The 22,243-nt window shown below is 41.4% G+C and carries 16 protein-coding genes; 3 read left to right on the top strand and 13 right to left on the bottom strand.

Features of this window, described 5'->3' with window-relative positions:
* The first annotated feature begins 20 nt into the window (after positions 1-20).
* The 3 genes from HWQ44_RS07895 to HWQ44_RS07885 are packed head-to-tail and all read left to right on the top strand — an operon-like array spanning position 21 to position 2,768.
* On the top strand, positions 21-260 hold the full coding sequence (locus HWQ44_RS07895) for a hypothetical protein (RefSeq protein ID WP_292717159.1): 240 nt from the start codon (positions 21-23) through the stop codon (positions 258-260).
* Complete coding sequence (locus HWQ44_RS07890) at positions 257-1,552, top strand: carbamoylphosphate synthase large subunit (RefSeq protein ID WP_292717157.1); 1,296 nt, start codon at positions 257-259, stop codon at positions 1,550-1,552. Before HWQ44_RS07895 ends, HWQ44_RS07890 begins: the two co-directional genes overlap by 4 nt.
* Positions 1,553-1,580: 28 nt before the next feature.
* The gene (locus tag HWQ44_RS07885; RefSeq protein ID WP_292717154.1) at positions 1,581-2,768 is read left to right on the top strand and encodes a sugar MFS transporter; all 1,188 of its coding nucleotides are present in this window, start codon (positions 1,581-1,583) and stop codon (positions 2,766-2,768) included.
* Positions 2,769-2,891: 123 nt separating this feature from the next.
* Here HWQ44_RS07885 and HWQ44_RS07880 read toward each other — a convergent pair whose 3' ends face one another.
* The 13 genes from HWQ44_RS07880 to HWQ44_RS07820 all read right to left on the bottom strand — a co-directional run bounded on the left by HWQ44_RS07880 (position 2,892) and on the right by HWQ44_RS07820 (position 22,167).
* Positions 2,892-4,541, bottom strand: coding sequence for a GMC family oxidoreductase (locus HWQ44_RS07880; protein ID WP_292717152.1), 1,650 nt, complete (start codon positions 4,539-4,541; stop codon positions 2,892-2,894).
* A gap of 155 nt (positions 4,542-4,696) precedes the next feature.
* Entirely contained in the window at positions 4,697-5,830 is a 1,134-nt protein-coding gene (locus tag HWQ44_RS07875) for a glycosyltransferase family 4 protein (protein WP_292717150.1), read from the bottom strand.
* Positions 5,831-5,865: 35 nt separating this feature from the next.
* On the bottom strand, positions 5,866-7,320 hold the full coding sequence (locus tag HWQ44_RS07870; RefSeq protein WP_292717149.1) for an O-antigen ligase domain-containing protein: 1,455 nt from the start codon (positions 7,318-7,320) through the stop codon (positions 5,866-5,868).
* Between the two features lie 151 nt (positions 7,321-7,471).
* On the bottom strand, positions 7,472-8,401 hold the full coding sequence (locus HWQ44_RS07865; protein WP_292717147.1) for a glycosyltransferase family 2 protein: 930 nt from the start codon (positions 8,399-8,401) through the stop codon (positions 7,472-7,474).
* Positions 8,319-9,521 carry a glycosyltransferase family 4 protein gene (locus tag HWQ44_RS07860; protein ID WP_292717144.1) on the bottom strand — a complete coding sequence of 401 codons (1,203 nt, stop codon included), beginning with the start codon at positions 9,519-9,521 and terminating at the stop codon, positions 8,319-8,321. Before HWQ44_RS07860 ends, HWQ44_RS07865 begins: the two co-directional genes overlap by 83 nt.
* Before the next feature lie 140 nt (positions 9,522-9,661).
* A complete protein-coding gene (locus HWQ44_RS07855) occupies positions 9,662-10,654 on the bottom strand; it encodes a glycosyltransferase family 2 protein (protein WP_292717143.1) in 993 nt (330 codons plus the stop codon).
* A gap of 63 nt (positions 10,655-10,717) precedes the next feature.
* Positions 10,718-11,884, bottom strand: coding sequence for a glycosyltransferase family 4 protein (locus HWQ44_RS07850; protein ID WP_292717142.1), 1,167 nt, complete (start codon positions 11,882-11,884; stop codon positions 10,718-10,720).
* Positions 11,885-12,071: 187 nt separating this feature from the next.
* Complete coding sequence (gene hepA, locus HWQ44_RS07845; RefSeq protein ID WP_292717139.1) at positions 12,072-13,922, bottom strand: heterocyst formation ABC transporter subunit HepA; 1,851 nt, start codon at positions 13,920-13,922, stop codon at positions 12,072-12,074.
* 114 nt (positions 13,923-14,036) lie between these two features.
* Positions 14,037-14,765, bottom strand: a complete 729-nt coding sequence (gene hepC / locus HWQ44_RS07840; RefSeq protein ID WP_292717136.1) for a heterocyst development glycosyltransferase HepC — start codon at positions 14,763-14,765, stop codon at positions 14,037-14,039.
* A 699-nt stretch (positions 14,766-15,464) separates the two neighbouring features.
* The gene (locus HWQ44_RS07835; RefSeq protein ID WP_292717134.1) at positions 15,465-17,693 is read right to left on the bottom strand and encodes a polysaccharide biosynthesis tyrosine autokinase; all 2,229 of its coding nucleotides are present in this window, start codon (positions 17,691-17,693) and stop codon (positions 15,465-15,467) included.
* Between the two features lie 125 nt (positions 17,694-17,818).
* Positions 17,819-18,919, bottom strand: coding sequence for a glycosyltransferase (locus HWQ44_RS07830; RefSeq protein ID WP_292717132.1), 1,101 nt, complete (start codon positions 18,917-18,919; stop codon positions 17,819-17,821).
* Between the two features lie 302 nt (positions 18,920-19,221).
* Positions 19,222-20,535, bottom strand: a complete 1,314-nt coding sequence (locus HWQ44_RS07825; protein ID WP_292717129.1) for a Gfo/Idh/MocA family oxidoreductase — start codon at positions 20,533-20,535, stop codon at positions 19,222-19,224.
* Positions 20,536-20,940: 405 nt separating this feature from the next.
* Entirely contained in the window at positions 20,941-22,167 is a 1,227-nt protein-coding gene (locus HWQ44_RS07820; protein ID WP_292717126.1) for a glycosyltransferase, read from the bottom strand.
* Positions 22,168-22,243: the final 76 nt, after the last annotated feature.

Genomic DNA, 22,243 nt, shown 5'->3' with positions numbered 1-22,243 from the left:
AATTATCAAATGTTAGCTTTATGCAAACAAAATATAGCAATATTCAGGGTAGAAAATCTAGTAAAACAAAACAATTGCAACAGTATTTTAAACAAAATCAACCAAAAGATAGATTCATTTTGCCGAAATTTGTTGAAATACTCGCTGCAATTACTAAAGAAATTGTCTCTGACCAAGACAGGATGCTGCTGGCAGGAGTGCAGACAGAAGATGTATCTGTGCAACTGTTTGAGGATGCGGTTTCTGGGAGAGCTAAATGAACTCAAAATATAACTTTCAATACTTTCAAGGGAGTTCTCTTTCCGATCTGTTTGCTCAAGATATCACAGATGCATCTTATGGGTTTATTCTAAATTACCCTGCAACTGCAAGTTGGGCTGCTTATCCCAACCTGGAAAAATATTTTATTCAAGATGGCAGTAGTGAAGCCACCAAAACCTCCTTTGACAAGATTTGCCAAAAGGAACCTTGGAAAATTTTAGCTGTATTAGGCGATCGCATTCCAGGAATTGCGATTAATCCGCCGCCAAAGTCGCTGCTTGCATACTGGCAAGAGCATTTCGGCTTCAGCTACTCCAATAGGTTGATGATGGATCGCTTAACTTATTTGGACGATCTCAGCCACAGCGATGGCTGCGCCAACGCCAAGGGCGAACGCTTTGACAAACTCATCACTCTATTTCCCTTTGATCGTCTAAAACCTGAAAAACACGCTATTGATTCAGACACTCATTACCGTTTACTCAGCAAAGTAACCCTAGCCGAACTGGGGGTGCAATGTCCAAAATACGAGAGTTACGATTTACACACTTGTAATCTAGAAGACATTTATTTACCACAATTTCCCTACTTAATTAAAACGTCCCACGGACTCTCAGGAGAAGGCACTTATATCATCAAAAGCCTCAGCGATCTGAACTACTGTCTTGAAGAAATCAAGAAATATCTGGATATTAAGTTGCTCGATAGGATTATTGTCTCGGAGTTCGTTAAGAATGAGATACAGAATTACTGCGTACAGTTCTATGTCAACAAAACGGGAGAGATAACCCTCATCGGCACTACCAGCCAACTCGTCACTCCAGAAGGTAACTATTTAGGGGGACTGATTGACTACCGCAACACTGACATGAGCAAGTTCTTTGAGATGATTGCCGCTATTGGTGAGTATGCTCACAAACAGGGTTATTTCGGCGTGATTGGGTTCGATGTGCTTGAAGATCGAGACGGACAATTCTATGCAATCGATGCCAATTTCCGAGTCAATGGATCGACTCCGTTATGCTTGCAGCGTCACACCCTACTGGGACTGGGAAAGGAAGTTGCTAAATATTCTAGTAGCTACCGCATGGAAGGAACGTTAGATTTAATTTTAGTCACCTTAAAACCAGAACTAGATCGCAAGGACTTGATCGTTTTGTCGGCTTTAGAGAGGGTCAAATACGGAAAATTTTACACCGAAATTTATGCGATCGTGACTGGAGAAACTATCCAGGAAATGCAGCAGATCGAGCAGAAACTACAGAATAAGGGATTACAATGGCTCCCTTAAACTTAGCAGTCTAGGAGCATTCCAGCCAATGACAGACTATCAACGCACCTTACCGCCTCTGTGGATAGGTTCGGCGATCGCTTTCTATGCCTTTATTGCCATTGGCATCGCTGAAGCAGGATTAGGAGTTCTTCTACCCTCGATTCTGTCTACCTATAACCTGACTCCAGCAACCGTCACCCTGCTGTTTCTCAGTCAAATTAGCGGTTACATTCTGGCAGCATTTACCAGCAGTATCGTGAGTAGTCGGTTGGGGTTAGCGCGAATGCTGTTGATTGCTGCGGGTGCGCTGACGATCGCACTGACGATCTATGCTACCTCACCCTCCTGGTTTCTTATGGTTGCGGCTGGATCGGGGTTAGGATTGGGCATTGGGTTGATTGATGCAGGTATTAACACTTACGTTGTGCAAGATTCCCGCAGTGCCAGTTTGATTGGTTTGCTCCATGCTTTCTATGGTGTCGGGGCACTTTCAGGCCCCGCGATCGCTACTACTTTGTTAGCAGTTGGCATGAACTGGCGACAAGTTTATGGGGTATTAGCCGGGATTGTCAGCCTATTAATTGTGAGCGTCCTGGGCGTAATCATTTTCAACTACACACCAATGACAGTAAGGGTATTGCCATCAAAGACAACTGCGTTAGAAAATCTGGGCAGAGCGCTGCAAACTCCGATAGTACTGCTAACTGGGTTACTTTTGCTAGTTTATGTTGGTACTGAAGCCTGCATCGGCAACTGGGCATACACCGTGCAGTCTGTCGCTCGTCACACTCCCACGCTGATTGCTGGTTACAGCGTTAGCGCCTATTGGGTGGGATTAACATTGGGACGTTTCATCTTAGGTTATTTTTTGCAACGGCTTGGAGCAGTCCGCACAATCAGTATGTCGCTCAGTCTTGTAATCATTGGATTGCTTGCTTGGTGGCAACTGCCAGATCAATTGATTAGCTTGCCGTTGATAGGCTTTGGGTTGGCAGCCATCTTTCCTGCAACCATTTGGTTAATCCCTCAACGATTACCTGCTCTCCATGTTCCTGCGGCTGTTAGCATTGCCACTAGTGCCGCCAGTTTTGGGGCTGCGATCGTACCCACTGGAGCCGGTTGGGTTGCAAGTTGGACAAGTTTAGAAATCATCCCAATGTTGATGCTGCCATTAGCGTTTCTAATGGTAGGCTTACATTGCTGGCTAGTACAACATTCGGTAAAAGGCAAGTAATACCAATTTGAAAAAAGAATGCGACAAATAGACCATTTGTAGAGACGCGATGAATCGCGTCTTTAGCGAATGGCACAAAGAAAAGCTACATCTAAAACGTGACAATTTTATGCAAACTTATATTTAGTGAGACAATTCAGCTTTCACATAGTCAGCCAATCGAATTGCCAACGCAACAATGGTAAGCGTCGGATTAGCATAGCCTCCTGTAGGGAAAACAGAGCTACCTGCCATAAATAAATTAGAGATGCCGTGAACTTGACAATTTGCATCGACTACTCCTTGTTTTGGGTCGTGATGCATACGCGTTGTACCCATATTGTGATGGGTACTAAGAGAAGCAACTGGACGATCTCCATCCAATTCAATCTGCAACTCACCCAGTCCGGCACTAGCAAATTCTTGTGCAAATACTAACTGCGATCGCTTCACACTATTAATATCTATTTCGCTCCAATAATTAATTAATTTTGCTTGCGGACAACCCAGCTTATCTAGTTGATTACTGAGTGTCACCCGATTATCTGGATTTGGGGTTTGTTCAGTTTGGCTGAGAACTTCAAACTTTGTATATTTCTGTTCATTACCTTCATGGTCAGACCATCCTCCATGACTTAAATCAGGGAATAAATATTCCTTTTTGAGATTATATTTATACCAATCAGCTACTAAATCATCAATATTCGTAATTACATTTTGCAAATGCTGAAAAATATTTTTAGGTAACTGTCTTTGTCGAACTGAAGAGAACAAAATTTTTGCAGAAGCCTTTGCTGCCGATCTATACCTTTCATCTCTGGGATATAGCAACGCGGTCATATTTAGTAATTTCTCGCGGCGCATCACTTGTTCCGTGAGAGCAAATTTCCCCATCACTGTGACATTATTCACGCGGCGTAAGTCATACAAAGCCATCGAATTAAAGATTTTGCGATTTTGCGGAAAAAGCATACCACAACGAATAAAAGGATGATCCATAAAGAATCTACCCACTAAATCATGTTGATTGCCTAATCCATTCTTTTGAATTCTGTTTGATAGTAATAATAAACGCGCGTTTTCAATCCCACCTGCGGCTAAAATAAATACTTTTGCAACAACCCAAAATTTCTTACCAGATAAACAAGCAACTTGCACGCGTTTCACTGTTTGGGCTGTTTCGTCTGCCTCAATTTCTACCACATTGGCGTTGAGGAATGTAGTTATATTAGGAGATTGATTAATTTGATGGCGATATTCATTGGTGAAAATATCGCGCGGGCCAAACTGAAACATACTAGTAGTAACTCGGTCACTTGTGAAATGTGTCCGAGGAGATTGAGCATTTTCCCAAGCCTCAGCCTCATAAGCAAAAGAACCGAGTTTACAGACTGATTGAGCGCGCTCATAAAATGGATTCAGGTGAGATTTACTAAAAGGCCAGCCACTGTATGGAACCCAATCTCGTTTTTCAAAATCTATTTCGTCTAACGGTACGTGCCTCAGACCAAGTTGATTTTTATTAATTTCAATATTCCAGACATTAGCCATTCCACCAAATTGACGATGACGCATATCTTGCAGTGGTGGAAAAGGATCTCCAACCGTTTCGCCTTCACCAAGAGATGCAGTTTCTTGATTAAATTCCAAATCACCACTTTCTAGTAAGCACACTCGAAAGTCTTGCCCAATTAATTCTCGTGCGAGTGTAATTCCTGCTGGGCCAGCACCAACTATACAAACTTCAGTATTGATAATTTCATCTATTGGCAATTTGCGGCTATCAATCAACATTGATTTAGTTCCTTTTGCATAAATATTTTTTGTCTAACGCAGACGCGCAGAGAGTTTTATAATGATTTATCGCATTAATTACGAGGTATAAATGTGTTTGTAGTAAGGACTTTAGTCCTGAATTTTTAAGCCCTAAAGTCCTTATTACAAACCTATCAAAACTTTTGCGATAGAGGACTAGGCATTACAGAGCGAATTGCACTAATAAAATTTTGAGCATAATTCTGCGTTGAGAAATCGAGGGCGCGTTGTCTGGCAGCGACTCCCGCACTTTGGGCAAATTCTTGCTCGTCAAGATAGCGGAGAATTGCGATCGCTAATTGCTCCGCATCGCCGTAAGGTGTTAATAGTCCATTCATCCCATCGGTAATAATTTCTGTTGGGCCGCCTGCACTGCCAGCAATTACAGGTTTACCCAGCGCCATCGCCTCAATAATCACAATCCCAAATGGCTCATTATCTGATGCATGAACAAATACATCCATTGCCTGCACCCATTCTGGGATATTACGCTGTAGTCCAGCCATAATTACTTGGTCTTTCAAACCTAAAGCGGTGATTTCGGCTTTTAAGAAGTCCTCATAATCCGGTTCCAAATCGTGCTTACCACCAACCACCACACAATGGGCATTGGGATACTTCTGTAAAATTTTGGGCATCCCTTGCACCAATACGTGCATTCCCTTCCATCGTTGCAATCGTCCCACAATTCCAATCAACGGCCCGTGTAAAGGTAGGCCTAGTTTTCGCCGTGCTTCTTCTGGAGTTGGTAAAGCATTTGGCTCAAATCGGTCTAATGCCACACCAGGATAAACCAAAGGTGTTGGTCTGTGGGGCCAAATCTCTGCCTGTGCTTGCTTACCATCTTGCGAAAGAGTGATAATTGCCCGCGCTGGAATTAAAGTTGCGAGTCGCACCAACCAAGTTTTATCACTAGGTACTTCTAGTTGATACCACACAGCAGGCAAGCCCGCCAACATTGCCGCCAAACCTCCAGATATATGCGTAATCCACATCCAATTGACAATTATATCTGCACGTTCGCGGCGAGCGATCGCAGCTATCCGCAAAACAGCACCAATAAAACGGTGGATTTGGCGTAAACGTCCACTTTCCACAACTCGCGCATCAATACCGAGAGACTTTACTTGTGCGACCATCGGGCCATCTTCTAAAAATATCACCAGCCACTCAACACCAGCATTACGTCCCTGCTGCACCAAATCCCAAAGCATCATTTCACCACCGCCTCGTTGTTCGGCTAGTGGCATAACAATAATTACTTTCATAATCTATAAGAGTCCTATTTAAGTTGTAATATTTATCAGATTCCTGACTTATTAAAGAAGTCGGGGATCTTGGGATTGCTATAGTACTTATGTCCTGCCATAGCCATAGCTAAAAATCCCCACAGAATCATCCCAGCTACACTCAACATACCGCTACCGATAACTAACTGTGAAGCAGAACTGATACCAATGGCGCGGGCAGCACTGATAAAGCTATCGAAACGACCTTCACCATAGCTGCTAACACTAACAATTAACAAAATTAATCCACCCATATAAAAGATGGCTCCAAACCAGCCAAGGGTGAAAAACATATCTAAAATGCCACTATCAATTACTACTACTTCAATTTGACCAGTTTTTTCGTTGACCTTCCAAATATTTCCTAAGCCGTTACCTAGACCATTAGAAAGAGCTAAACCAAGGTTTTTGTCGTAACTTCCCGATCTATCTTTAAAGCTGCCATCTTCTTGAAGATTAGAAAAAGTTTCTAAACGAGTTGCTACAACTCCAGCAATTGGCTCGATGGTTGTCAACGGTATAACACAAATTGCCATGACCACAATTATGGTAATTAAGCGCATTTGAATTTTAGCTTTGACTGAACCCATAATCATAATTATTCCAAATAACCAGCCCCCCCAATTAGTCCGTGCTTGTGTTAACAGAAAGGACAAGTAACCAACAGCTGAAGCTGGAAAAATTAAGTTGCCTGAACTGGTAAATAATAACAGTAACCCAGCCTGCATAACGGAACCAAAGGGGCCGACTGAGTGCAATGTACTCCAGACGCGCATCCCAAAAGGTACAGGATTTCCAGAACTCATGAATAGTTTTGATTGTATTAGCCAGTACCTATCCCACTCAGGAGCTACCACAAATTGATATACGCCATAAGTTCCTAAAATCAACACACACCAGAGAAATGTTCGCTGAATGTTCTGACGATAGCTGGGATAATCTCGCCAGTTAATAAATAAGTGAAAAGCGAAGATAATCGGACTGAGCCAATCCATTAATCCGCGCGCTACAGGGATAGGTGGGTTATAAACCAGACCGATGAGAAAGCCATAAAACACTCCGATAAAAGCTAAAACAAACGGCAAAGCCCCTTGACGAGAAGCGCGGGGAAAGTGTCGGAAGAATGTTGCTATAGTGACAAATACTACTAAGTAGGGTGCTATGAGCATTTGACGGGTAGGGTCCCAACCCACTCGATAGTCAACTAAGCGGGTAGCTAAAGGTGTGAGAAACCAGATCCACCAGGTAAAACTGACGTAGAGAATGGGATGCCGCAAGTATAAAAATACCGCTACTAGTAAAGCTGTCACCGGGTAAATTAGGCGTAATGCGGCAGTAGCACCAGCAAAATAGCAAACTACAGTTAGTAGTATAAAGCCTGCGATCGCCATCCAACCCTGTAGCGATCGCTCTTCGGGAGAATAGCTTTCTTGTGAAAAACTATTGAAAAGTATCTGTCTAGAATTCATTCAATTTTAGATTTTGGATTTACCAAAGGTTTGCAGTAAGGACTTTAGTGCTTAGAAAATAAGGACTAAAGTCCTTACTACAAACTTATTTACCCATCAATTTCAACTTGACAGACCACTATAGCTAAGAAGAAATTGAATTCATTTTTAATTACGAATTACGAATTACGAATTGTTTATATCCTTGCCAACGCCCACGCCAGGATGCTAATAACTTTTTCCCAGCCAACTGCCCTTGGCTGGGTAAAAATCTCAGCCATTGTACTAAGCCCAAACTATCGCATGTACCCACGAATATTGCCCAGAATAAAAATACAATCCGGCGGATAAATGGTAAATGCTCTAGTAAAACTAAGGTTTCATTATGAACTAAATTAATAAAGGCAATTTCATTAAAGTTATTTCGCTGATCTTCATCAAAACGTTGTGCTGGATAATGATCTACAGCAACGTTAGGATCATAAATTATTTTCCAACCAGCCCGCTTTAATGCCAGGGTAAATGCCATTTCAAAGTGTACCTGCGCTCCAGTACCACGCATCCGTTCGTCAAAGCGCAGTTGTCCAATTGCTTGGGTACGAAAACTCATGTTCACGCCCTTGAGAATATCCACTTCACGGGGTTCTCCCACTCCCAGATGATGGTTGCCAATGACTCGCCCAAACCACTGCAACTGTCCTACTACTGGACGGGATTCGTCTTCTAATTTGCTGCCGTGGTGTATCCAATCACGCCCTCCCAGACCGCCAAGGCGACTATCGCAGGTAAAGTAAGCGGCAATACGCTCTAACCAATCGGGGTGAGGTGCGGCATCATCATCAGTAATGGAAACAATATCGCCCTCCACTGCTGCTAGTCCGGCGTTCAGGGCTGCTACTACCCCTGATTGTGTTACTTTTACGGTATGCAATGGCAGATTGTGCGCTGTGTATTGGGCAAGAAATTGCCAAGTTTCTGCATCCGTATCGCGGACAACCACTATCACCTGATCGACTGGTTTAGTTTGCTCCTGTAGCGCCAAAAGGCAGCGTGAGAGGTCTTGTGGACGACGATAAGTCGGTATCAGAACGGTGTTCCGCATTTTTGCTTAACTCCTCGAATAGATCCACATAAGTTTGTGCCATAGTAGTCCAGCTGTGTTGTTCTGCGACAGAACGAGCAGCTTGACTCATTTGCTGCATCAAGGCAAAATCGCTTACCAAGGACATCATCGCCACAGCCAAAGCATCGATATCATTTGAGTCGGTTAAGACAATGCCACATTCTGGTGTCACCAACTCTGCACCTCCGGTAGCTGTGGCAGTAATTACTGGTAGTCCTGAAGAAAGTGCTTCTAACAATACGAGGCTACAAGCTTCATATCGGGAAGGAAAAATAAATAAATCTACTGACCGCATAATTTCGGGGATATCACGGCGAAATCCGAGAAAATGCACGCGATCGCTTAATCCCAAGGATGCCGCTAATTGTGGGAAGGGACTATCTTCTATATGACCTACCACTGCCAGATGTAAATCGGGAACTTGCACCAAGGCTTGTAGGACTGTATCTAAATTTTTTCTAGGTGTGCGGATGTCTCCGGCGAACAGGGCTAAGGTGACATTCTCCGGTAAACCTAATTTTTGGCGATTGCTTTCACCGGGGGTAAACTCTTCTAAATCAACGCCATTGACAATTACCCGAATCCGAGAACGCGGTACACCAATGTTGACTAATTCTTGGGCTACCTTTTCGGATACAGCTACGACAACCTGCGCTTTTTGGAAAGCCTGTTTTTCCCAACGGGCATTAAAAGCCGTAAACAGCCATTGGTAAAAACCATATAAATCGCGGCGGTTGCGAGAAATATGAACAGGCGATCGCAACCATGAACTATGGACAAAATGTACAGCATTCACATCAGCCGCAGCCAGATTAATTGCTCCATTGACTTTAACTAAATCAATATCAGAGCGATGTTTCCGTAACCAATCTGCACTTTTTTGGGCAAAGATGAAATTACGTACAAATTCTGTAGGATAGCCTTTGACTGGAATTTTAATCCAATTAACTTGACTATTCTGTTCTAGTTCTGGTGCAACTTCACTAGCTAATAATGTCAAGTGATGACCACGACGAATTGCTTCATTAGCAACCTCATAGTTTACCCGCCCCTGACCATCACCTTTTTTGATTTTATGAGTGACAATACAAAGTTTCATCCACTATCTTCCTGAATAATATAAACTTACGAAAAACGCAAGCAAAGATTTAAAAGCATTCTGATTTTTATTACCCTGTGTCCTCTGTGTCTCTGTGGGTTATAAAAAATAATTTCTAATACTCAGATATGATTGCCCGATTATTTCGATGTTTTCATCAACTTACTTGCTAAAAAAGGCGGTGTAAAACTAAGACCAAGTGCTGCCAGATTTCGCACATTAAATTTTTGTTTATTCAGCACCTGCCAAAAATGAGAACGTGCTGCTGTTATCTGTTCACTTCGTAGTAAACCAATTCCCAAAGTGGTATTAGCTTCTAACCATTTCTGTTGAAAATGAGTTCTAAATTTCTGTAGACGAGGGTCTTCCATAAAGACTTGATAACAAAATATTTCGCTTTTAGCTTTGCGGATTTTTGCTTGCACATCTCGACTACCACTGAGCATAGTATCAGTTTGCTCATGGGCACGATATCGCGTCAATCTTTCTGGATAATAGTAAGCGCCATGACCAGATATACAGCACAGATAAGTTAAATATAAATCCCACATCCCGCCAACTTCTGAGGGAATACTATACCAATCCACCAAATTATTGCGAATCACGCAAGATGCCGCAGTAGGTATACTTTTATCTATCAACCCAACTTTATAGAAAGGTTGATGAATTCCTTTCGCTAGTTTATCTCGCTTATAACCCCGTGTATTTTCTTCAGTTCCAATCTCATTAATTATGCCATTAGCATCTATGATATATTGGTCGCAAAAAGCGATGATCAAATCAGAATTTGCTTCTAGTGGTGGTACAAGCTTTGCTAAAAAGTCTTCATTCCACATATCATCGTCATGGAGACTAGCAACATATTTCCCCTGCGCCATCTTGAAGCCATACTGCTGATTAGCTAACATACCCACATTTTGCTGCTGCTGCCAAAACTTGATGCGTGAATCACCAAAAGATGCGACCAGTGCTTGGGGATTTTCTGAACTACAATTATCAGAAATAAGAATTTCAATGTTTTGATAAGTTTGTTTTATAGCACTAGCGATCGCTTGCTTGAGATACTCTGGTCGATTATAAGTAGGGATAATAACGCTAACTAAAGGTTGTTGAGATTCTTGATGCGATGACATATTTTTGTCTCTTGATTTTTTTAAGTAAAAGATGCACCAATTGATATTTTTATCCAAATCTAATTACTTAGCTTGAGGGATACTATATCTATATAAACTTTTAGCTCTAGAAGGAAATTCATCTATTGTTTTTGTATAAATTGTCCGCAGCTTTTTGACATGAGCAGTCATTGTAAATTCCTTCATCAATAAAGTATGACCTTGTTCACCCATGTATCGGCTTTTTTGATGATCTAGATACAACTCATTCATGGCATCAACCAGCTTTTGGATATCATTACCTGGAACAAGAATACCCGTTTCTCCATCTCGTAAATGTTCTGGAATCCCTCCGACTGCACTACCTATTACAGGTCGATAACGAGAGTAAGCTTCCAGAGTTACAAGACCGGCAGGTTCAGGCCAAACACTGGGAAAGATGACTGCAAAACACTGTTGATAAAGTTTATTTAATTTATTAGAATCGCACCAACCATGCCAAGTGATTCGCTTACTTAATCCCAATGTATTTGCTAACTTTTCTAAGCGGGGTCTTTCCCATCCTTCACCTGCAATATCAAGTTGAATTTGCGGATCTGTATGTATTAAAGTTTTGAGTAGCCATTCTAGACCTTTATCAGAAACAATCCGTCCAGCAAACAAAATTCTATGATTTTGGTGAACTTCTAAACTCAGAGGTGCTGTTGCTGTTTGCGGTACAGAGATGCCACAGTGTAGCGTTACAGTTTGCTCAGAAGGTACACCGTTTTGAATCAACTCTTGTCGAACGTATTCGCTATTAGCAATAAAAGTAATTTTTACCTTTTTTAATACATCTAAAAACTGCTGAGTAGTTTGAAGTTCTTTAAGAGTTCTTAACGGTCTACGGCTACCACATTTATCTACTAATTTACCCCAGGTACATCCTAAGTAAGAAAAGTTGCGATCGCAGATTGTCCGCTGCCCTGCTAAATACTTTGTGCCGCTAGGGCAGTAGAATGAGTGATTATGTACGCTGAAAACTGCGGGACACTCGCCTGTAAGCTCCAATAGCAAATCTGGGCTGTGAATGTGCAGCAATTTAAACTGACTTTGGTCAACATTTTTAAGCGATTTTATCACGCGATCGCTAACATCAGGTGGTCGATGTTCAAACAGAGATGCTAAATAAGTTTCAACACCTCCGCCCCCACCTACCTCAAAATTTGAGCATTGATAAATCAGGTCTTGGTCAAATGTTTTCTGGTACATCTTTTCTATTACTGTTAAGTATATGGTACTAATTTAAATAGTTTTTAATAACTTATTTTTATAAATAACAAGACTTTAGACTCATATTTTTCGTGATACTGATGAAGATACATAGCTAGGGGTTACGGCTGTAGCGATGTACAGCCGATTAATATTTTGCAAGTATTTTAGAAATTAGATATTACTTCTAATCTGATTGTCTTACTTCATACTGCATTTGATGATATTTCCAAAGCTTACCTTTGAGTTCCAGGAGTTCTTGATATTTACCTTGCTCTACTATCCGTCCTTGTTCTAAAACTACAACTTTATCTGCCTTAGAAATAGTAGAAAGACGGTGAGCGATCGCAATTACTGTTTTCCCAACAGATAGCTTTTCTAAGGAATCTTGAATTAAGCGCTCGGATACAGAATCTAAGGCGCTAGTTGCCTCATCCAAAATCAAAATTTCTGGGTTCCGCAGTAAAGCACGTGCAATAGCAATTCGCTGCCTTTGTCCTCCAGATAACCTAACACCCCGATCTCCTAATTGGGTATCAAAACCTTCGGGCATTTCCAAAATAAATTCTAGTGCATTTGCTAGTTTAGCCGCTTCTTGAATCTCTTCATTACTAGCTTCTGGAGTCCCGTAAGAAATATTCTGCCAAACATTAGTATTGAAGATAAAAGTATCTTGACTAACGACAGATATTTTGCGACGTAGGGAGTTAATTTCAAACTGCCGGATATCCATTTCATCAATGTAAAGATATCCATCTGTAGCATTATAAAATCTGGGAATTAAATCAGCAAGGGTTGTTTTACCAGCACCAGATGCTCCGACTAATGCTGTCATTTTTCCCTTTTCAATCGTCAGGGTAATATTATGCAGCACTAGATTATCATCATCATAGCCAAAATCCACAGATACTAAATCTATTGACCTGTTTAATCCCTTAAACTCAACTCTGCCATTTTGGAAATAATATTTTTCATCACTTTGCAACAGATTTTTAATGTTGTCTGCCGAACCATGTAGAGTACTAAGATATGCTCTCGTGCCATTAATATCTTGAACAAATGGTATAAAGCGAAATAGTACAAAGAAAAAGGTTAGCAAAGAAGCAACTTGTAGTGTTCCGTTGGTAACAAGACTAGTGAATGCTAAAATAATCATTCCGACCAATACCGTAGTCGCTACCCCTTCGGCAATTGGCTTCACAAGTGTCCAGGTGAATACAACTTTTGTTGTAGTACTTATTACCTTGTCACTAGCTTTATAGTAACGCTGACGCTCAAATTCTTGAGTACCACAGGAGTGAACAGTGCGAATACCATTAATAAATTCTATGGCTGTTGATGTAAAATTAGCATTAGCAGTTGTCATGCCAAAACTTGATTCTCTGACTCTAGCATTCAGATTTGACAGCCCCACACCTAAAAGTGTAAATAGTAATGCTGATATCAGCGTCAGTTGCCATGATATCAAAAACATTGATATTAAGTAGACAAAGGTTGTCAATCCTCTAGTTACTAAAAATGCTCCACCACTGAAACCCTGTCTGATCCTCTCGATTTCTGTGGTAATTGTATTAATTAGTTCCCCAGAACGGGTTTTGGCAAAGTAACTTAATGATAAGGATTGTAGCTGTTCAAAAATTTGTTTACGTAAGCGATCGGCAAGATGTAATTGAGATAATTCAGTATAAACTTGAGAAAAATAATTGAAGGTAGCACGTAACCAAGTACTCAATAAAATCAGCAAAGATACGCGGTATAGACGATTAATTGCCGATGTCTTAGCTCCCAAAATCCAAATATCAAACCAGCTTATTCCTGTTTGGACAGGTTGAGCATTAGGACTAGTTAAGCTTTGCAAAAAAGAAAGTAAGAAACCAATACTTACACCTTCAAAAGTTGCCGCTAGAACCGAGAATATTAGAGCTAAAGTGGCAATTTTGCGGAAGTGTTTAAATTCTCGCAATATCAAATAGTTATCCTGCCAGAAGCTAGTAGCTTTGAGCAGATTACCGAGTGGTTGAGGAAGTTTGAAATGCATGAATTTTATAATAATAGTTTGGCAAGGTAGATAGACCGCCATAGATGCTACGTAAGTAATTTTTTCTGTGGCCCTAGTGCGGTAGATGAAATCATCAATTACCGCACAGATAAGTTACAGTGTTTGGCTATCCAGATGTAACAGGTGAGACTGCGCCTCTACTTCCCATGAAGCCGTAATTTCTGGTAGTTTATTTAGCTGTACTGCATCTTCTAAAGTCCAACAATAAGATCCGGTCAAACTCATGTCACCCCGCAGCACATTAAATAACTGGGGTAGATTGTCAAGACCATATTTATGCATCCAACGCCCTAGTGGAGTGATGTTGTGCTTTGTAGTTGTGCAAAACCTGATCGCCCGAAAGAGTTTACCCCGTTCTCCAACATGCCACTCACGACAAAAAAGTGACCCTGGCGAGTAAACCTGCATTAATACAATCAATCCCAACATTACTGGACTGACCAATAGCAGCAACATGAAAGCAGCAATCCAATCAATTAGTCGCTGCAATTGTCTCCAGGGTTGGTTAGCCAGTTTATTGCCAGGGGATATGCTTAGGAATATTGGTTTTTTAGCTGCTTCACATGCATCTGCCCAAAATTTGAGCAAAGCCTCGCCCAATTTTGGATCTATGCTGACCAAACTTACTGGAGAATGTTGTAAGCATTCTACTAGCGATCGCTTATTATCTAATGCAGGTAAATATGGTTGTTTAACTCGTCCAAGCGGCTTCACCAACAACTTACCCCGCCGCCACTGGAGTGTGCAGTACGCACGATTATCTTGGTGTGACTGGGTTACATCATATAAATTCTGTAGAATTGGAATTATTGAAGTTGTCATAATGTCTTTGGGTTTATACAGGAGTGAATTACTGAGGCGTTATCAAAGACCCAAATCCGAATCTTGTTGTAAGTCCAAAAAGTTGGAGATAATTGAGGGCAAAAATATGCTATAGTATTTGCCACTCGGCCAAGCACATATTGCGTAGAATTCTGCTGATGTAGAGATTTACAAATTAGACAGATACTAATTACATAGGTAGCAATCACCGCTACTATTAACATTCATGGGCAAATCTTGATTTTCCGGAAACTACTGACAGTAGAGAAGTGTAGAGGGAAATTACCCATGAATCTATATCTACGTTTAATTACGCTGAGGCGTTCATTGTCTCGATAGATTTGAAAAACCAGTCTGCTCTTGTCTTCTAGCCTTTATGAAGGTGCTTTAATCTCTAGAATATAAGACTATTTAGAAATAGCGATCGCTCAAATAAACTCTTTATTTACTCTTTAAAGAGCCAGTGATTTCTCTGAAAAACCATAAAGATAGCATAAATATACTGAATTTTTCCTGATCACAACAAAATTCAAGTTTGATTATAAATGCGAAACGCAAAATCCCCGACTTCTCTAAGAAGTCGGGGATTTATCATCTAGCAGTACTAGTACTACGGCGTAAATAATCCACCCATTTGAAATGTCTAAAACCTTTACAGAACAGTAATTACGAATTACGAATTATGCAAAGCAGTACTAGCTACTTTTCTACAGCTTGACGTAGAGCTAATTGCTGTTGTTTGATATTTGGTACGTAATTACTGCTAGAGTTTGATACCCCATTCGCTACAACCCCAATCAGATTTAACTTACTCAGCATGGCTGTAGCTTGAGTCAGCTGACTTCGCGTCACAATACCAATACTTGCCACCATGACCACGCTACGACAAGATGATGCAGTAAGCATAGCATCCACCAAGCCGAGAACTGGGGGAGCATCTATCAGTACCAAATCATAGTTTTCCTCAAATGCTGCCATTAATTGCATCATCCGAGGGGAACTCAACAGATTTGCTGGATCAGCAGGTTTGGGGCCAGCGGTTAAAATATCGATGAAGGCGGAGCCTGAGTATTGAAGACTAATTTGATTAGGTAGAGTTGCATCACTCGCCAATAAAGTTGAAAGCCCCTGCTCATTAGGAAGATTGAGTTGTTCGTGCAGGCTAGGATCGCGTAAATTGGCATCAATCAGTAACACCCTTTTGTGTAAACGGGCAGCACTCATTGCCAAACCCAACGCCAAAGCTGATTTCCCCTCATCGGCTAAAGCCGAGGTGATCATCAAAGATTTTAAATTAGTAACAGTATTTAAAAGTTCAATGTTTTTGTAAATCAGATCCAGCGATTCCCAACGCGGTGGAGATTGCAATACCTGAATTGTCCAAGGAGCAAGAACTTCTGGCTTACCAAAAGGCAACTTGATCATTGATTCTTTCGGTTTGGCTGGCGGTAACTTGGGAGTTGTTCCCAACAACGGCATGGCCATTTGCTTCTCTAATTCAGCAGTGGTGTGAACTGCATCATCAGCCGATTCGCGAATAAAGGCAGCAATGCCTCCTAACATTAACCCAACTACAGCACCTAACAGCAAGTTCTGTTGGAGATTGGGGCCTAATTGTGCGCCTTTTTGGGGATCTTCTACCACTTCCCAATTAAATCCACCTTTGGAAAGTTCTTGCCGTAATTGTTGTTCTGCTCTTAAAAGCTGCTCTAATCTTTCACGACTAAATTGCAACTGTGGTAGCATCCGATTGTAATAAGCCAACAGAGGTGGGAAGCGTTTGATTTCAAAACGCAACTCGTTTTCTTTCTGAGCCAAAGTTTGATCGCGAGCAGTTAAAGCAACTATAGTGGTCTGCGTTTCTACTAGCTGACCGGCAAGGCTGAGATCAATTTCACCAAGTTGTCCTCGTTCAAGAAGAGAGTCTCCAGAAGTGAATGCACCAGCAGACTTTCCGCCTAAAGTTCTTCCTACCTCTTGTTGCAATAATTCCTTCTGGCCCTGAAGCTGTTCTTTGAGCTTTTGCACACTTGGAGTTTGATCTGTAAAGCGTAAGCGTTCCTGTGCTAATGCCAGTTCACTTTTTTGGATTTCGTTCAATAAGCTTTGGTAGCGAGTAGACTGACTCAGACGAGAAGCAACTAGAGCATTTTGAGGAGAACGGTTAAGTTGTTCTTCTAAAGATTTTTGGCGTGCCAAAGCTTCTCCATATTGAGAACGAGTTGTTTGTCGTTCTTGGGCAATATTGTTCAAAGCTGTTTCAATCGCTTTGGCTTGCGATTCTGGATCGATTAAGTTTTGATTTCTCCGAAATCTTTGTAAATTTGTCTCAGCCGCGTTTACTTCTTCACTGGCTTTACTTAACTGTTCCCTGATGATTTGCAGACCTTTTTGTAAACGCGAATTCTGTTGTTGCTTGTTATATTCCACATAAACTTGTCGAATTGCGGCCAAAACTTTTTGGGTCTTTTCTGGATCTCCAGCAGTGTATTCAACTTGAAATATTTTAGTAGCGACATTATCTTCTTTGCTCCTTAATTGAGTTAAGACCAAAGAAGCTTTAATTTCACCTGAACTTATATCTGGATAATCAGACTGAAGTTTATCAACTGCTTTTTGGATAAGTCCTGAACTTTGCATCAAATTAAGCTGGGTAGCAGTATCTATAACTACATCCGAGTCAGTAAACTGGTTGTCTAAGCCAGCACCTTCTTTCTTACCTTGATAGTTAGGTTCTACTAGCAGTTGCATGGAACTTTTATAAGTAGGCTTTGTCTTTACAGTTACTATGCTGGCAATAGCAATACAACTAATTAGTACTGCTAAGAACCAAGGAAATCTCCGCACAAATACGGCAAACATTTGTCCGTAACTTGGTTCACTTTCAGAAGCTGCACTTATTTGAGGATTTAGACTAGTTTGAACCACTTTTATTATCCTTGTCTTCAAGACTTACGCTAAGAGATTCTCCGAAGAATACCTATTTTTTCCGAACCGCCAAGGACGAGAGAGAAAATAAATAGGTAATCTTATTGTGAAAAGAGATTCAGAAATCAAATGAATAATTGATGCACACCACAAGCTTGGTTAATAATTTGCTCAACCTTACCAAAGAAGGCATTCTCTGAAAAGTTTGCTACTGCATGATTACGGATGCGATCGTAATCCCAAGAAATGCCCTTGGCTTCTATTAATGCAAGTTGTAAAGATTCCGGTGTTTGTCTTTTGAAAAAGACTCCTGTTTCACCTGGAATTTGAGTATCTAATACTCCACCGGCTCCGTAGGCGATGACTGGTGTACCGCTAGCATTAGCCTCTACTGGAACTAATCCGTAGTCTTCTAATGCTGCGACAATAATAGACTTGGCTTTGGAAAACAAGTCTTTGCGGGTTCTATCACTTACGTGTCCCAAGAACACAATATTTTGTAATGCTTTGGATTTTAACCGTGCTTGTTCTGGCCCATCACCAGATATTAATAGCCGCCACCCTAACCAATTAAAAGCTTCGACTATTATATCAAGTCGCTTATAACTGATCATCCGGGCAGAGGCCAGATAATATTCATCTTTTATATCAGAAAAAACAAATTTGCTAGTATCAATTGGATAGTTCACCATCATTGCCTTTTTGCCATAGATATTTTCAATCCGGCGGGCAACAACACTGGAATTAGCAATGTAAAGGTCAGGTTCCTGTGCATATTTCAGGTCTACCTTTCTCATTACTTGAAAAACTTGTTCGATTAAAGGAGCAAAATATCTATAATCTCCGTACTCTCTTAAATAAGTTGCTGTATCCCATAAAAAACGGGTGACATTATGGCAAAAGCAAATGTGGCGGGCATTGGGGTTTTTTCGCACTGCTTTGGCGAAGCTAGTACTACTGCTAATAATTAAATCGTAGTCTTGCAAATCCAAGGCACGAAAGGCAGGAAAATATAGAGGAGCCATTGACCGGAAATATTTTGCTGCCCCAGGAATCTTTTGCAAGAAGGTTGTGTTGACTATGCGATCGCCTAGATCGATAGTTTTTTGGGGATCGTACAAAGATGTGAAAATATCTGCTTCAGGATAGCGCTTACAAAGCAGTTCAAACACACGCTCTGCCCCACCTCGCTGGGTTAAATAATCATGGACGAGAGCAATTTTCATGAATTTGACCTAAAGTTTCGATCGGGTTTGTTTGAACGCTCCCCAGCAAGTTATTATCAACAACTTTAGTGTCCCGCAGTATAGCTTTCTATCCTCTTGATGAAATTATTGTTACAAATACGTTGGTAGGGGCGTCGGAGATCCCCCCAACCCCCCTTAAAAAGGGGGGCTTTTTCTTCTTTTTACCCCCTTAAAAAGAGGGTCGCCGCAGGCGGGGGGATCTTATCCGAAACGTATTAGGGGCGTACAGCTGTACACCCCTACAGCCAATTCATTTGTGGCAAATATCTTTGAAACCGATATTATCCAACTGCTACTAAGATTTTTTCTGGAGCGAAATAATTGTTTTGCTCAGTTCGTAGTTGGTCGCAAAGTCTGCCTTCAGGTAATTCTATATCCTCGTATGTGAGGACTTGATCCTTAGAAATATCTCGTTTGAGGCGACACCCTTCAGCTAGACCGATTGGTAGAAGATTTTGCTGTTGGACGATATCGGAATTTTCACATTGTCCGTAGGTCATGTAGTAGCCGATGCCATCTATGGTTTCTCCTGCTTTCAGGTCGATTTTGGCAGTGGTGACAACATCTACTAGCGGGCCTGCTAGTGGAGACATAACGGCATCACCGAAGAGAACAGCACGCGCTACGGACAAGGGAACTTCAAAATGACAGAGGTGATAAGGAGTATAGAAGCTGTAAAGTGGGCCTTCACCTAATTTGTATAAGTTGAGATAATGCTGTTGCTTGGGGTCGTCGTGAGTGGCAAATACATATACGCCTGGGCCTGGTTTTGCTCCAACTACATAATCGACAATGCCGCCCAGTTCTTTGAGTTGTTCAACATCATATATATGGGTCATTTCATCGACATAACCGTTGAAGTCATATCCCAGCATTCCCCGTTTGGCGACTTTCATGCCTGTGGCATTGGCAACGATCGCTTGCTCAAAGGAAATTTTAGTTCCATCGGCGAAGCTAGCCACCATGTGGGGCTTTTGACCCCAACGTTTAGCAAATCCTTCCTGGGTGGTGGGATTGCGATAGGGGTCTTGGAGTCCTTTAATGTTACCGCACAATAAGGGAGTTAAACCAATGCTTTTTACAAAGCGGTAAAGGTTCATTTGTACCCCTGGCTGATCGCCATCACAAGCGCTGAGAATGACGCCTGCTTTGTCGGCATACACTTTCAGAATGGGGCCAATGGTGCCGTCGAGTTCGGCATTCATCATGATCACATGCTTGCAATGAGCGATCGCTTCCATGACGATCCCAGCGCCAAATTCCACTGCACCTGTGACTTCGATTAATGCATCGATGCCCTCAGCCCGACACAGTAACTTAGCGTCTTCTGTGACTGCATATTTACCGTTAGCGATCGCATCTTCTAATTCGCTGACAGTTGCAACAACTTGAATATCTTCAATTCCTGCTTCCGAATAAGCTTGTTTCGCTGCACCAATCTGGCGATTAGAGATAGCAACTAACTCCATTCCTGGCACCGAATTGACAATTTGGTTGGCAATTCCTCGACCCATAAAACCAGCACCAATCATTCCCACTTTAATAGGGTTTCCTGCTGCTGCACGGGCTTGTAAGGCGCGATCGATAATAATCATGAACTAAACTCCTTTTTGGAACTGTTTGTTGTGTTACAAATTCTCGATAATTTTGCACTTAATAATTTGTTACAGCTAAATATTAAGTACATTTGGTGTTAGCGACATCTTAAACCAAGCGACTAGAAGTCGCGGCTACACAGGCAAAACCCACGGAGGTGGGTTTAATATCATGTTCGGGTAAAGACTTATCATTTAGACCGCAGGAGTGCAGGGGGCAGGGAGAAAGAGGTTTTCCTGACTTTTTGCACGGATGCGGTAATCACAAGTAATTAACCGGATTTGATATAAAACCCTTAATTTTTCCTTAGTCCGCGCAGGCAGACTTGGTTTGTATAGCCAAGCCAGTGCGGTCTTGGGGGTTTCCCCCATGAGCAACTGGCGTGCGATTTCTAATCGCCAGGGCTAAATACTAACCAGTTGTTTGCTAGATGTCTGTTTTTTCTGGCTGTGATTTTCGATAATTTGCTCCACAGCATTTTTGTAGGCTTGGGCAAACTTTTCTTTGGTATGATTTGCTCTTGCGTATTCCCATGCCTTCCGAGACATCAGCTTGAGGTCTTCAGCAGGTAAATTAGAAATACTTCTAACTTTCGCCTTAATTTCTTCAAGGGAAAGGTTATCGAAAATCACACCAAAATCATGAACATCTACACCAGATTCGTAGCTTAAAATCGGAATTAATCCGGCTTGTAAGCTAGTGATTACTGCTCCTGCTTGCCCCTCAGAAACGGAAGGATAAACAAGTCCCAAACAATTATTTGTAATTTTTAAAAAGTCAGGGCTGCTAACATCAATCCAACCATAGGTATGAATGTTGGGTGTTTCGTATAGTTCTTTATAGAAAGCTTGCTCAAACTCTTTATCATTACTTACCGGGCCACAAACTGTTAAATGGTATTCCGGCATTTGGGCAAAAGCATCTAAAACTAAGTCTAATCCTTTGAGAACTAAAGCGCTACCACCAAACCAGAGAAAATTCTTTCTTACCCCTTCAAAGTCTTTCTCGTCAGGAGAGGGATAAACGAATGACGAAGAAATGGGAATACGATACATTGGTTTGTTCGCATATTTGAACGTATCAACTGTGAAATTGTTACCTAATACGGTAGCGTAATCAGCATATTCAATTCCTAAATTGGGCGTCTCAAATCGCTGTGGACGTAAGGTAATTCCTCTCCGCTGTTGGAGTTCTAGAAGTCTGTTGCATTCCGCTGCATTGCGAAAAATCATATTAGCAATGTCAACGTGGAAAATCTTGATGCAATCTTTATTCAGTTTTGGTGCAAGCGCTTCTAGGCGATGACGGATATCAATGAAAAATGCGTAGTCTTTTTGAGGAACGAATTTATCATTATGAAATTGGATAACATCAACGTTATAGCCCAAGTCTAAAAAAGTTTGGGCGATTAATAAACATTCCCAGTTCCAACTCTGGTCATTAGGGATAAGCTGACCTGGTTTGATGAGAAATGGTTCAATTCGATAAGAAAGAAGTACATTTCCTTTGGAAGGTTGTTTAGGCTTTAGGGAAACAACCTGCAAAGTCTTGGCGTAATTGATGCGATCTTGGACTTTTTTGGATACAAAAGAGATAGTATTGCTGACGCGAGATAGAATATTATTTGACATTTATTTCTACCCTAATTAATTATTTTTTACCTCATGCAGATGAGCCAGTGTGTTGCGCTGGTTAAGAGCGTTGTAG

Origin of the sequence: Nostoc sp. JL34 (genome assembly GCF_017114945.1) — a bacterium.
Classification (GTDB): domain Bacteria; phylum Cyanobacteriota; class Cyanobacteriia; order Cyanobacteriales; family Nostocaceae; genus Nostoc.
The sequence above is the reverse complement of the archived record's forward strand: the minus strand, read 5'-3'. Positions and strand labels throughout refer to the sequence as shown.

Coding starts and splice junctions, on each gene's coding strand:
- HWQ44_RS07895 (WP_292717159.1), top strand. CDS start 21: ATGCAAACAAAATATAGCAATATTCAGGGTAGAAAATCTAGTAAAACA.
- HWQ44_RS07890 (WP_292717157.1), top strand. CDS start 257: ATGAACTCAAAATATAACTTTCAATACTTTCAAGGGAGTTCTCTTTCC.
- HWQ44_RS07885 (WP_292717154.1), top strand. CDS start 1,581: ATGACAGACTATCAACGCACCTTACCGCCTCTGTGGATAGGTTCGGCG.
- HWQ44_RS07880 (WP_292717152.1), bottom strand. CDS start 4,541: ATGTTGATTGATAGCCGCAAATTGCCAATAGATGAAATTATCAATACT.
- HWQ44_RS07875 (WP_292717150.1), bottom strand. CDS start 5,830: ATGAAAGTAATTATTGTTATGCCACTAGCCGAACAACGAGGCGGTGGT.
- HWQ44_RS07870 (WP_292717149.1), bottom strand. CDS start 7,320: ATGAATTCTAGACAGATACTTTTCAATAGTTTTTCACAAGAAAGCTAT.
- HWQ44_RS07865 (WP_292717147.1), bottom strand. CDS start 8,401: ATGCGGAACACCGTTCTGATACCGACTTATCGTCGTCCACAAGACCTC.
- HWQ44_RS07860 (WP_292717144.1), bottom strand. CDS start 9,521: ATGAAACTTTGTATTGTCACTCATAAAATCAAAAAAGGTGATGGTCAG.
- HWQ44_RS07855 (WP_292717143.1), bottom strand. CDS start 10,654: ATGTCATCGCATCAAGAATCTCAACAACCTTTAGTTAGCGTTATTATC.
- HWQ44_RS07850 (WP_292717142.1), bottom strand. CDS start 11,884: ATGTACCAGAAAACATTTGACCAAGACCTGATTTATCAATGCTCAAAT.
- hepA (WP_292717139.1), bottom strand. CDS start 13,922: ATGCATTTCAAACTTCCTCAACCACTCGGTAATCTGCTCAAAGCTACT.
- hepC (WP_292717136.1), bottom strand. CDS start 14,765: ATGACAACTTCAATAATTCCAATTCTACAGAATTTATATGATGTAACC.
- HWQ44_RS07830 (WP_292717132.1), bottom strand. CDS start 18,919: ATGAAAATTGCTCTCGTCCATGATTATTTAACCCAGCGAGGTGGGGCA.
- HWQ44_RS07825 (WP_292717129.1), bottom strand. CDS start 20,535: ATGATTATTATCGATCGCGCCTTACAAGCCCGTGCAGCAGCAGGAAAC.
- HWQ44_RS07820 (WP_292717126.1), bottom strand. CDS start 22,167: ATGTCAAATAATATTCTATCTCGCGTCAGCAATACTATCTCTTTTGTA.